Origin of the sequence: uncultured Actinobacillus sp., assembly GCF_945915845.1 — a bacterium.
In the GTDB taxonomy this organism is placed as follows: Bacteria; Pseudomonadota; Gammaproteobacteria; order Enterobacterales; family Pasteurellaceae; genus Exercitatus.
Genome location: NZ_CAMEFX010000016.1, coordinates 33,578 through 45,571 on the forward strand (window position 1 = coordinate 33,578; position 11,994 = coordinate 45,571).

General features: G+C 40.8%; 9 protein-coding genes. 5 read left to right on the plus strand and 4 right to left on the minus strand.

Going from position 1 to position 11,994, the window contains the following annotated elements:
- Positions 1-213 precede the first annotated feature (213 nt).
- Positions 214-3,108 carry an autotransporter domain-containing protein gene (locus tag Q0O89_RS05610; RefSeq protein ID WP_293730746.1) on the plus strand — a complete coding sequence of 965 codons (2,895 nt, stop codon included), beginning with the start codon at positions 214-216 and terminating at the stop codon, positions 3,106-3,108.
- Positions 3,109-3,278: 170 nt separating this feature from the next.
- Here Q0O89_RS05610 and Q0O89_RS05615 read toward each other — a convergent pair whose 3' ends face one another.
- From Q0O89_RS05615 to idnD, 3 genes are read right to left on the minus strand one after another with little or no spacing between them, the layout of a single operon-like run.
- Complete coding sequence (locus tag Q0O89_RS05615; protein WP_273398169.1) at positions 3,279-4,628, minus strand: GntP family permease; 1,350 nt, start codon at positions 4,626-4,628, stop codon at positions 3,279-3,281.
- A 12-nt stretch (positions 4,629-4,640) separates the two neighbouring features.
- Positions 4,641-5,405 carry a gluconate 5-dehydrogenase gene (gene idnO / locus Q0O89_RS05620; protein WP_276985368.1) on the minus strand — a complete coding sequence of 255 codons (765 nt, stop codon included), beginning with the start codon at positions 5,403-5,405 and terminating at the stop codon, positions 4,641-4,643.
- Between the two features lie 9 nt (positions 5,406-5,414).
- Entirely contained in the window at positions 5,415-6,458 is a 1,044-nt protein-coding gene (gene idnD, locus Q0O89_RS05625) for an L-idonate 5-dehydrogenase (protein WP_293730749.1), read from the minus strand.
- Between the two features lie 217 nt (positions 6,459-6,675).
- Here idnD and Q0O89_RS05630 point away from each other — a divergent pair, with 217 nt between their 5' ends.
- Complete coding sequence (locus tag Q0O89_RS05630; RefSeq protein WP_293730750.1) at positions 6,676-7,194, plus strand: gluconokinase; 519 nt, start codon at positions 6,676-6,678, stop codon at positions 7,192-7,194.
- Between the two features lie 79 nt (positions 7,195-7,273).
- Here the strand turns inward: Q0O89_RS05630 and gntR are convergent, their stop codons facing one another.
- Positions 7,274-8,272: a gluconate operon transcriptional repressor GntR gene (gntR, locus tag Q0O89_RS05635; RefSeq protein ID WP_293730751.1), complete on the minus strand. Its 999-nt coding sequence runs from the start codon at positions 8,270-8,272 to the stop codon at positions 7,274-7,276.
- 134 nt (positions 8,273-8,406) lie between these two features.
- On the opposite strand from gntR, the gene Q0O89_RS05640 reads away from it, so the two are divergent.
- From Q0O89_RS05640 to pgi, 3 genes are all read left to right on the plus strand, one after another.
- Positions 8,407-9,819, plus strand: a complete 1,413-nt coding sequence (locus tag Q0O89_RS05640; RefSeq protein ID WP_293730752.1) for a replicative DNA helicase — start codon at positions 8,407-8,409, stop codon at positions 9,817-9,819.
- A 31-nt stretch (positions 9,820-9,850) separates the two neighbouring features.
- Positions 9,851-10,927, plus strand: a complete 1,077-nt coding sequence (gene alr / locus Q0O89_RS05645) for an alanine racemase (protein ID WP_293730753.1) — start codon at positions 9,851-9,853, stop codon at positions 10,925-10,927.
- 35 nt (positions 10,928-10,962) lie between these two features.
- Positions 10,963-11,994 (plus strand): glucose-6-phosphate isomerase (gene pgi / locus Q0O89_RS05650; RefSeq protein WP_293730754.1); only part of this gene is annotated, 1,032 nt, incomplete at its 3' end.

Here is an 11,994-nt window from a genome sequence, read left to right on the forward strand (position 1 = left end):
GATTCTTCTATTTTAATGTCAAACTACGATCTTTTTCTCAACAATTTGCCTATTAACCAATTTTCCTACTAACTTGCCAAACCTAAGAAAAAATGCTAGGTTCTTTCTGTCGCTGTTGTTATTTTAAATGAAGATTTTTCTTTATTTTAATAGTGCGAATCTGATGCCTGCCAAAGGGTATGTTTATAACCACACTCATCAAAGGGGAAAAATATGCAATTCCGACAGTCACCAATTACTCTTGCGCTATTATTAGCACTTTCACCTGCTGTTACTATCTCAACTTATGCCAATGCAGCAGAAATATTTCAAGAAACAGCGGATAAAACGCAACGTGGAGAGCGTTTTAAGCAAATGCTTGAAACAGCCCAAAATGGCACAGTCATTAAGCTTGAAGGCGATACAGCCTTATTGCGTGGCGAAGGCTATCTCACCATCAACAAAAATATCACTATCGATGGAAATGGTCATCAATTACATATCGAAGGCTCAAATCTTTCACTTGAAGCGGATGTCACCATTAAAAATACTAATCTTTCACTAAAATCAAGCCAAACCTTAGACAGTATTTTTGGCGGTGGTTTTAATACGCAAAATGCAACACCATCTGTTATTGTGACTAATGGGCATAAATTAGTATTGGATGCAGTTGACACCAAAGTGTCAGGCGCACATGATGATTCGCGGCCAATTATTATTTTAGGTTCTAAAGATGATAGTACACAAAATGCAGGTCACGGTGAATTAGTCGTCACTAATTCCGCGTATAAAACCAAACTTTATGCGGTCGTTGCCGGTGGTAATGGTACGAATGATCAAAATCAACCCACTAAAATTACATTAGAAAAAGGCGTATCTTTTGTGGGTAAAAGCACGAGAGGAACGGATGAAGGTGTGGTTGTGGGAACTTTTAATGGTAAAAGTTATACGGGTGACCTTGATTTAGTGATTGCAGAAAATGATCAAAATCTCAAAACCTTTGATACGTCGACCAATCCAAATGTTTCATTAACCTTAACTAACGGCTTGTCAGGCGATGGTATTCTGAATTTAGGTGAAAAAGCCACATTAAAAAATTTAACGCTTGATAGCTCAAAAAGTATTACCGTTGAAAAATTAACGGTGACAGAAAATTTGACATTGAAAAATGGTGCTGTGCTACAAACCCCAAATTTCCCTAAAACGGCAAGCCAAATTAACCTAAACAATATTAAAGTTGAAAGCGGCGAAATTAAGGCTGAAGAAAAAAGCGGTCAAAAAGCCAATTTAACTATTTCCGGCAATATTGAGGGTGATTTAAAAATTGTAGGTAATGATGTCAAACTGAATGAGAATTATCAGCTAAATAGCCAAGGTAAGGTAGTAGCGAAAACGACAACGCCAACACAACCTCAAATCCCCCCAACAGATTCAAACCAAGGTGAAATTAATCAAGGTGAAACCGGGCAAAGTAACGAACCGGCAAATGAAAATGAGCAAGGTAATTCAAATGAAGTGACCCCGCCGCCAACCACAGAGCCTAAGCCACCACTACAACCAGAAGAACCTGTTGTTTCACCACAACCGGAGCAACCTTCTGTAGAACCCACTCAACCGCCAGTAGAGTCTGAACAACCCTCTGTACCGGTTGTTCCTTTGGATCCTGTTGAACCGCCGGTGACACCAAGCGAGCCTGCGGATAATTCTCAGGGTGAGAATGGTTCGGAAGAGAATACTGACACAACAACAAACTCGACACCGGATGCACCAATAGCTGGTGAAGAAACGCCACCGTCTAGCAACTCAGAAAATGGTAACGCCTCCCCTAGCGTAGAGCCGCCTAAGACGGAAATGCCGAATACAAACGAAGATCCGAATAATGCTGGTACAATAGAGACACCGTCTGAAAATAATGGTGCAACAGAAAATAATGACACGACCGGAACCGGTACTGAAGCGGGAAATAACAGCCCAAGCGAAAATAGTGGTGAGGGAGAAAATGCTGAAAATCAAGAAAGCAATCAACCGACTACAGAGCAGCCGATAGAAGAAACTGCACAAGAAGTAACTCAAGAAGAGAAAAGTCATACTGAAGAAGTTGAATCAAAAGAAGATAAAACGGAACAGGCACAGGAATCAACATCAGTAGAAACTGTGTCAAAAGTCACCGCACTTCCTTTAATCTCAGCTGCAGAAATTGCTTATCATCAATCAGCTGCAAAAGCAATTTATGCGTTAACAGTCTCCTCACAAGCGATGAATGGGCTTAACAAACGTCTAAATCAACTGCGTGCTTATGATTCACATCAGGATCTGAGTGCCGCACTAAACAGTGCCGCCGTACCATTTACCGGAGAATCCGGACTTTGGGTCAGCATACAATCTCAACGCCTCAAACAACATCATGATTACAAGCTCCGTCATTGGGGAGTGCAAATTGGTTATGATGCAACCTTACCGATTGAAAGTGGTTTATTGCGCTTAGGGGGCGCGGTGGATATGGCTAATGGACAGATCCGCTTAACGGAATCACGTGATGAGTTGCGTTTGCGTGATTATGGTGCAGCACTGTATGGCTCTTATGAAACAGAAAAAGGGCAGTACGTTGACGCTATTGCACGTGCAGCACGCATTTCAGTGAAAAATCCTGTTCAGCATTTCCGCTATCACCACAATCTGTATTCTGCAAGTGTCGCTTATGGACAACGCTTCCAACTTACGCCGTATTGGGTGTTAGATCCTTATGGACAACTGGCTTATCATCATCTTAGCGCAGCAGATTATCACCAAAATCAACTGGCGGTAAAACGTGATGCAGTCAATAGCCTTGTGGCAAGTCTAGGCATAAAAAGTGCGGTACAAATTAAGCCAAATTTACAGCTTTATATTGATGCGGCACTCTATCGCGAACTTGCCGGAAAACAAAAATTGTTCCTAACCCACGACGCCGCACCTTCTGATATTCTCCGTCAAGATTGGAGCAACCACGCTACTTGGGGAGTAGTCGGTGTGGGTATTCAAGCCAAATGGACACCGAATTTCTACTGGTCAACGGAACTTAATCATGTCATAGGCAATGGTTACAAACAAAGTTACCAAGCTCAAGTGAATGTAAATTGGTTGTTCTAACGTAAAATAAATAAAATCGCCTTGGTACTGCGTATTAGGGCGATTTTTTATTGTTGAGTTTTTTACTTGTTTGTTTAATTGCTCTCCAGTCATTTAAATTTTGGCAGGTAATACATGAAAAGCGCGGTTAAAATCTCCGTATTTTTTAACCGCGCTTTAGCGATGATAGGTTATAAGATAATCGAACCGATCACCGATAATCCAAATCCAACTAAGCCAATCAAGGTTTCTTGAACTGTCCAAGTTTTAAACATGGTTTTAGTATCAATTTCCAAGAAACGGCTGACTAACCAGAAACCACTGTCGTTAACATGGGCAAGAACGGTCGCGCCGGAGGCGATTGAGATAACAATAAAGCATAAATCAAATTCGCTTAATCCTGTTGTTGCAGAAACCATTGGAGCAACAAGTGCGGATGTTGTGGTGATGGCAACAGTGGCAGAACCTTGTGCGACACGTAATGCACTAGAAATAATAAATGCAGCGACAATCACAGGCATGCCAGTGTCTGAAAGCATATTCGCTAATACATCGCCAATACCACTTGCACGCAATACGCCACCAAACATTCCCCCCGCTCCCGTTACAAGTACAATGGAACAAATAGGGCCTAATGCGTTATCACAGATTTTTTCTATTTGCTCAACGCTACGTTGTTCTTTTAATAGATAGATTGTCACAATAAGTGTGATGAGCAATGCTACCGGCGTTTTACCAATTAAGCGTAAACTTTCTACCCATAATTGAGAACCATCAATGACTTTGGCTACCGATAAGGTATTGAGTACCGTATCTAACATAATTAAGCAAAGTGGTAGTAATAGGATAAATAATACGCGTCTAAAACTTGGTGGGTTAAGTACAGCAGTTTCATTAATCGGGGCGGCATTTAGAAATGATTTTGGTAAATCTAAATGAAATTTACGACCTAAGAATGTTCCGTAGAGATAAGCAGCAAAATACCAAGTTGGAATAGCGAGAATAAAACCGACAATGGTTAATAAACCGATATTAGCACCTAGTAAGTCACCGGCTGCTACGGGGCCGGGATGGGGTGGTAAGAATGCATGTGTTACCGCAAAGGCACCAGCCGCCGGGAATGCGTAACGGAATAGCGAACCACCGAATTGTTTTGCTACACTGAAAATAATCGGTAGCATCACCACTAAACCGGCATCAAAGAAAATAGGGAAGCCAAATAAGAATGATGCCACACCTAATGCCAAGGGGGCTTTTTCTTCCCCAAATTTATTGATTAAGGTATCCGCGAGAACTTTTGCCCCACCGGTAATTTCGAGCAGACGGCCAATCATCGCGCCAAAACCAACTAATAATGCAACGGAGGCCAGTGTGCCACCAAAACCCGTCATTAAGGTCGGTAGAATTTTATTGACAGGTACGCCAGTCACAAGTGCGGTCAATAAACTTACTAAAGTTAATGCCACAAAAGCATGCACTCTAAATTTCATAATTAATACAAGTAGCAGTGCAATAGAGCCAATTAATGTAATGATTAACATAGATAATTCCTCTTATACCGCCGCCAACATACCGCCATCAACAAACAACAAATGTCCGTTAACGAAGTCGGAGGCTTTTGATGATAAAAATACCGCAGCACCAATGAGTTCTTTTGGATCGCCCCAACGATTTGCCGGAGTACGTTTACATAACCATTCGGTAAACTCTTTATTTTCGACCAATGGCTTGGTTAATTCTGTTGCGAAGTAGCCTGGCGCAATGCCATTGACTTGAATGTTATAACGTGCCAATTCAACACACATACCACGCGTGAGCATCTTAACTGCCCCTTTTGTTGCTGCATAAGGGGTTATCGTATCGCGCCCTAATTCACTTTGCATTGAACCAATATTAATGATTTTACCGCGTTGGCGTTTCACCATATAACGCGCCACCGCTTGAGAAACAATAAAGACCGCTTTTTGATTGACACGAACAAGATCATCAAAATCTTGTTCCGGGAATTCACAAAACGGATGACGGCGTTGAATACCTGCATTATTGATCAATACATCAATGGCACCAATTTCTCTTTCAATATAATCAATGGCATGATGAACAGCTTCTGTGTCTGTAATATCAAAGGCAACGGCATGGGCTTTAAAGCCTTGCGCATTTAGCTCATCTGCGACAGCTTGGGATTTTTCTTGATTGGTGCTATTAATAATGACTTCCGCACCATGCTCAACCACCCCTTGAGCCAATAAACGACCAATACCTCGCGTAGAGCCTGTAATTAAAATACGTTTATTTTTTAAAGAAAATAAGTCACTCATGATTCATCCTTATTCAAAACTAAGTTGAACTTTTGCAATTTCATTTTTATTTCCAGCCAGTTTTATTGCGTCTTCAAAGGCTTGGAATGGCACGACTTTAGACAGCAAAGGCAACGGGTTGACTTTTCCTGAGCTTAACCATTCCACGGAAGTATTAAATTCTTCCACAAAACGGAATGTCCCTTTCCAACTTATTTCTTTGGCAATTAATGTCATCATATTAAATTCAGGCACAACACCGCCCATACCCACTTGAACTAATGTCCCACGAGCTTTGGTAATGGCTAAACAGCGTTCAATAGAAGAAGGGTGACCGGACGCTTCAAAAGCCACATCAAAGTAGCCTTTATGTTCTGCATAAGATGAAAAATCATCGTTAACGGCATGTAATGTTTTTGTTGCCCCCATCGCGGTTGCTAAATCTAAACAACGTTGGCTCATATCCGCACACACAATTTCACTTGCACCAAGTGTCTTAACCGCCGCAACCACTAAACACCCAATAGGTCCAACACCTGATACAAAGACTTTTTTGCCTGTTAAATCACCAGCCTGTTTTGCTGCATGAATGGTGACTGCTAGCGGTTCAGCAAAAGCCATCACCTCATCAGGTGCCTCTTGCGGATAATCAATACATTGTGCATTATCCACGACTTTAAATTGAGTAAAACCGCCATCAACATGTGGGTTATACATTGCACTACCAAAGAAACGCATGGTTTCACATTGATTAGTCTCACCGGATAAACAATATTTGCACTTCAAACAAGGTTTGCTTGGATTAATCGCCACTTTTTGCCCAACATAAAGCGTAGGATCATTCGTTTTTACGACTTTGCCAATGACTTCATGCCCTAAAATCATCGGGTGTTTTATTTCAAAATTCCCAATTTTGCCCTGTTGATAATAGCTTAAATCAGAGCCACAAATCCCGCCACGTGTAATTTGGACGAGAGTTTGACTAGGGCTATTTTCATCGTATTCAATCTGCTGAGTAATAACATCTAAATCTAATTTACCTTTAACTACACAGGATAATGTTTCTATTTCCATAAAGTTCTCCTTTTTAGCTATTGTTACGCGTAACATATGTTTTTTTAATAGAAAGGTAAAGATTTAATATTATGAATTGTGAGATGTATCACAAATTAAATTAATTGTTTGAAAATAGGTGATATTTTTTGTGATCAATATCACACAATCAAATGTTACCAGTAACACTTAATCAAAAAGTAAGCTATGGTAATAAGAAAACACGAGGAGCAGTAATATGACTATTGGAAAAAGTTTTATTTTAATGGGTGTGTCGAGTACAGGTAAAACCACAGTTGGAACAGAAGTGGCACATCAGTTGGGGATAAAATTGATTGATGGGGATGATTTACACCCTAGAGCGAATATTTTGAAAATGGGGGCGGGGCAGCCGTTGAATGATGAAGATCGTGCGCCTTGGTTAGAGCGAATTCGTGATGCGGCGTTTAGTTTAGAGAAAAAAAGTGAAATCGGGATTATTGTCTGTTCTGCGCTTAAGAAAAAATATCGTGATTTAATTCGTGACGGCAATGAAAATGTAAAATTCATTTGGCTGTATGGCAGTTATGACCTAATTTTGGAACGTATGCGGCAGCGTAAAGGGCATTATATGAAAGAAGAAATGCTCAAAAGCCAATTTGCCGCCTTGGAAGAGCCTGATCTTTTAGAAGAACCTGATGTCATTCCCATTAGCATTGACGGTAGTTTTGAAGAGATTGTGGCGCGTTGTGTGGATGTGTTAAAACCGTTGATTTAAGGGGAAGGTGTGATGAAAAAAGTGCGGTAAATTCGCCGCACTTTTTGGCGATATTATGTCGCACTGGTACAAGATTTTGTTATAAAGTTTCCCCTAAATGAATATCATAACCTAAATCAATAATTCGCCTTTGTTGGGGAAGGTTATTGATTCGATTTAATAACTCTTGAGCCGCAACTTGTCCGATTTCCAATCGTGGCGTAATCACTGTGGCAAGCTGAGGCGTGAGGGATTGCCCAACATCGTGACCATGAAAGCCGGCGATAGCTATTTTTTCAGGTACTGAAATCCCCAAACGTTGACATTCAAATAAGGCACCAATAGCAAGGTCATCGTTAGTGCAGAAAATACCGTTTATTTCAGGATACTCCTTTAAGGCTTGTTGCAAGAATTCTGCTCCCATGGTAAAGGATGACCGATCTTCAGAACTGATCACCTTGGATTTTAATTTGTGTTTTTTCATGGCTTTTTCATAACCTTGCATTTTTAATAAGGTTCTTTTGTCTTGTCGAGCTGAAAAATACACAATATTTTTATGACCGCGTAAAATCATGGTTTCTACCATTGCCTGTGCGGCGGAAATATTATCAAACCCGACCACTTGCTCAATGCCCGGTTCAGAGGTATCCATAATTTCAATAACAGGAATATTGGCCACTCCAAGCATTTTTAAGGTTCGTGCGGTATGCTGATTTTCCGATAAAATTAAACCGTCAATATTATAAGAAAGCAGACTTTCAATACGTTGTTCTTCTTTTTCTAGACTATAACCATAGTGGGCGAGCATGGTCTGATAGTTTGCTTTATCCGTCACAATTTCAATCCCCTTTAATACATCCGCAAAAACCGCATTCGTTAAGGAGGGGAGAAGCACACCAATGGCACGGCTTTTGGCATTGGATAGCATTTCAGGGGCTTTATTGGGAATATAACCAAAATGTTCGATAGCTTGTGCAATACGAACTTGTGTTTCCGGCGCAACGGTATCAGGATTACGCAAATAACGGCTAATAGTCATTTTTGTAATACCAAGATAGTTCGCAATATCTTGTAAAGTAGGGCGTTTAGATTTTGACATAAAATGCTCGTTGATTATTTTTTATTGATTTTACTCAAAACTTCGTAAAATTTCACCGCACTTTTAACTTAATTCTTATTTTGATTTCAGGTATCATATACGGCAATTTTTGACAGGTATTTTAGGTTAATTCAATGGCTAAACAACCCACTTCCACATATTCTTCCGAGCGAGATCAGCAATTAGCACAAGCCAGTATTCCGCCACATTCTATTGAAGCGGAGCAAGCGGTTTTAGGCGCGGTGATGATTAATAATAAGCATTGGGAAAATGTGGTAGAACGCGTGATTGCCGATGACTTTTATCTTGCTGCACATCGTATTATTTTCCAAGAAATTGAGCATTTAGCCCGTCAAAATTCGCCTATTGATCTGTTAACCCTTGAGCAATCCTTGCAAAATCGTGGTGTGATTAATGATGTAGGAGGATTTGCGTATCTTGCGGAATTATCTAAAAATACGCCAAGTTCTGCGAATGTGAATGCTTATGCGGACATTGTGCGGGAAAAAGCGATTTTGCGTGAATTAATTGGTGTGGGGAATAACATTGCTCAACGCGCTTATGCACCTAAAGGCAAAGATATCAAAGAAATTTTAGATGAAGCTGAGCGCGAGGTGTTTAGTATCGCAGAAAAACGTACCTCACAAAATGAAGGCCCTGAAAATATTGCGGCGATTTTAGAACGAACCTTGGATCGTATTGAAATGTTAAAAATGAGCGGTCATAAAGGGTTAACCGGTGTCACGACCGGTTTTGTGGATTTAGACAAAAAAACCGCCGGATTACAGCCTTCGGATTTAATTATTGTGGCAGCGCGTCCGTCTATGGGAAAAACGACCTTTGCCATGAATTTATGTGAAAATGCGGCAATGAATAGTGATAAACCTGTTCTGATTTTTAGCCTTGAGATGCCGGCGGAACAAATTATGATGCGTACCCTAGCGTCTTTGTCACGGGTTGACCAAACCGCTATTCGGACAGGGCAAATTAATGATGATGGCGATTGGGCGAAGATTTCAAGTACCATGGCAATGTTGGCGGAAAAACCGAATATGTATATTGATGATTCATCAGGTTTAACCCCAACGGAATTGCGTTCACGTGCACGCCGTGTTTATCGGGAACATAGCGGTTTAAGTTTGATTATGGTGGATTATTTGCAATTAATGCGCGCGCCGGGATTTGACAATAGAACCTTGGAGATTGCGGAAATTTCTCGTTCTTTAAAAGCCTTGGCAAAAGAGTTAGAAGTCCCTGTTGTGGCGTTGTCACAATTAAACCGTACGTTGGAAAACCGAACGGACAAGCGTCCGGTAAACTCAGATTTGCGTGAATCAGGCTCTATTGAGCAAGATGCGGATTTGATTATGTTTATTTATCGTGATGAGGTGTATCATGAAACCACAGAAGAAAACCGTAATCGCGCAGAAATTATTATTGGCAAACAGCGTAACGGTCCGATTGGACGTGTGCCATTAATTTTCCAAGGTCAATATTCTCGCTTTGATAATGCGCCACAAGCATGGCAGTTGTCCGATGAGTATTAGATGTAAAAATTAACTCCAAAAGAAGTAAAACATGAAACCAGCAACCGCCAAAATTAGTTCAGTGGCGTTAAAACATAATATTCAACTAATTAAACAAAAAGCCCCGGGAAGTAAAATTATCGCCATTGTCAAAGCAAATGCTTATGGACATGGTGTAGAATTTGTGGCATCTCAAATTGAAAATGAAGTAGATTGTTTTGGAGTGGCACGATTAGAAGAAGCCCTTGCCTTGCGCTCAAAAGGCGTCATTAAACCTATTTTATTACTGGAAGGCTTTTTTTCTGAAAAAGATTTACCCATTATTGCGGTGAATAACATTCAAACCGTGGTGCATAATAAAGAGCAACTGGAAGCCTTAAAAGCCGCACCATTGCCTAACCCGATTAAAGTTTGGCTAAAAATTGATACAGGGATGCACCGTTTAGGGGTGGCATTGGAAGAGGTGGATTATTTTTGCCAAGAATTCGCAAAATGTCCGAATATTGAACCGCACTTTGGCTTTGTAAGCCATTTCAGCCGAGCAGATGAGTTAGATAGTGATTATACCCAAATTCAGCTTAATCGCTTTTTAACAGCAACAAGTGGAAAAGCTGGAGAGCGCACTATTGCAGCTTCAGGTGGCATTTTGTTTTGGCAAGAATCCCATTTAGATTTAATTCGCCCGGGGATTATTATGTATGGTGTCTCGCCAACAGATACCCCTGCACAAGAATATGGCTTAGAGCCTGTGATGACATTAACTTCTTCACTGATTGCCGTGCGTGATCACAAAGCAGGGGAGCCGGTCGGTTATGGTGGTATTTGGACCAGCGAGAAAGAGACAAAAATTGGCGTAGTGGCTATTGGTTATGGCGATGGCTATCCGCGTAATATCCCACAAGGCACGCCAGTGTATATCAACGGCAGATTAGTCCCTATTGTGGGGCGCGTATCAATGGATATGATCACCGTAGATCTTGGTGCGGATTGCACAGACAAAGTAGGCGATGAAGTGATTTTATGGGGCAAAGAATTACCCCTTGAAACGGTGGCAAAACATATGGGGCTGTTGAGTTATGAATTAATGACAAAATTGACACCACGTGTTCTAACCGAATATATTGACTAGATTTTTTAAATTTTGATTATTCATAGGAGAAAATAATGCAAAATATTAACCCAACCACAACCCAAGCTTGGGCAGCTCTAGAAGCGCACAAAGCGGCGTTTGGTAAAACAACTATTCAAGAATTATTTGCGCAAGAACCTAACCGTTTCGCGGATTATTCTTTGACTTTCAATAACGAGATTTTGGTGGATTATTCTAAAAATAATATCAACCAAGAAACGTTGAAATTATTGCGTCAATTAGCGCAAGAATGTGCTCTAGACAGCGCAAAAGAAGCGATGTTTACGGGCGCAAAAATTAACCGCACCGAAAACCGTGCCGTATTACACACCGCATTACGTAACCGTTCAAACGCGCCTGTATTGGTGGATGGCAAAGACGTCATGCCGGAAGTGAACGAAGTATTGGCAAAAATGAAATCATTTTGTGAACGCGTTATTTCGGGCGAGTGGAAAGGTTATACAGGCAAAGCCATTACCGATGTGATCAACATTGGTATCGGAGGTTCCGATCTTGGTCCTTATATGGTGACTGAAGCCTTACGCCCATACAAAAACCATTTAACCATGCATTTTGTGTCTAATGTAGATGGTACACATATTGCAGAAACCTTAAAAAAAGTAAACCCTGAAACGACCCTTGTTTTAGTGGCATCAAAAACCTTCACTACACAAGAAACCATGACGAATGCGAATAGCGCGCGTGATTGGTTCTTAGCCACGGCAAAAGATGAAAAACACGTAGCAAAACACTTTGCCGCACTTTCAACCAATGCAGCAGAAGTGGCAAAATTTGGTATTGATACTGACAACATGTTTGGTTTCTGGGATTGGGTTGGTGGCCGTTATTCATTATGGTCTGCTATCGGTTTATCTATCGCCCTTTCTATCGGTTTTGATAATTTTGAACAATTATTAGCCGGTGCCCACGAAATGGATAAACATTTCCGTACCGCCCCGATCGAGCAAAATATTCCAACAACCTTGGCTTTAGTGGGTTTATGGAACACCAGTTTCTTAGGCGCACAAACAGAAGCGATTTTACCTTATGACCAATATTTACACCGT

Coding starts and splice junctions, on each gene's coding strand:
- Q0O89_RS05630 (WP_293730750.1), top strand. CDS start 6,676: ATGACTATTGGAAAAAGTTTTATTTTAATGGGTGTGTCGAGTACAGGT.
- gntR (WP_293730751.1), bottom strand. CDS start 8,272: ATGTCAAAATCTAAACGCCCTACTTTACAAGATATTGCGAACTATCTT.
- Q0O89_RS05615 (WP_273398169.1), bottom strand. CDS start 4,628: ATGTTAATCATTACATTAATTGGCTCTATTGCACTGCTACTTGTATTA.
- Q0O89_RS05610 (WP_293730746.1), top strand. CDS start 214: ATGCAATTCCGACAGTCACCAATTACTCTTGCGCTATTATTAGCACTT.
- idnD (WP_293730749.1), bottom strand. CDS start 6,458: ATGGAAATAGAAACATTATCCTGTGTAGTTAAAGGTAAATTAGATTTA.
- alr (WP_293730753.1), top strand. CDS start 9,851: ATGAAACCAGCAACCGCCAAAATTAGTTCAGTGGCGTTAAAACATAAT.
- Q0O89_RS05640 (WP_293730752.1), top strand. CDS start 8,407: ATGGCTAAACAACCCACTTCCACATATTCTTCCGAGCGAGATCAGCAA.
- idnO (WP_276985368.1), bottom strand. CDS start 5,405: ATGAGTGACTTATTTTCTTTAAAAAATAAACGTATTTTAATTACAGGC.